The 303-nt window shown below is 62.7% G+C and carries 1 protein-coding gene; it reads left to right on the top strand.

Features of this window, described 5'->3' with window-relative positions; genetic code table 11:
- Positions 1 to 303, top strand: a 303-nt coding sequence (locus K675_RS31250) for a cbb3-type cytochrome c oxidase subunit I (RefSeq protein WP_017905617.1), incomplete at both ends; no start/stop codon positions are given.

A 303-nucleotide genomic window follows, 5' to 3' on the forward strand; every position in this document is an offset into this window, starting at 1 on the left:
CAGCGACCCGATCCTGCGTTTCCTGGTGGTGTCCCTGGCGTTCTACGGCATGTCGACCTTCGAAGGTCCGATGATGGCGATCAAGACCGTCAACGCCCTCTCCCACTACACCGACTGGACCATCGGCCATGTTCACGCCGGCGCGCTGGGCTGGGTGGCGATGATCTCCATCGGCGCGCTGTACCACATGATCCCGAAAGTCTTCGGCCGCGAGCAGATGCACAGCATCGGCCTGATCAACGCGCACTTCTGGCTCGCCACCATCGGCACCGTGCTGTACATCGCCTCGATGTGGGTCAACGG

The organism is Pseudomonas fuscovaginae SE-1, from assembly GCF_000364705.1.
Lineage (GTDB): Bacteria > Pseudomonadota > Gammaproteobacteria > Pseudomonadales > Pseudomonadaceae > Aquipseudomonas > Aquipseudomonas fuscovaginae_A.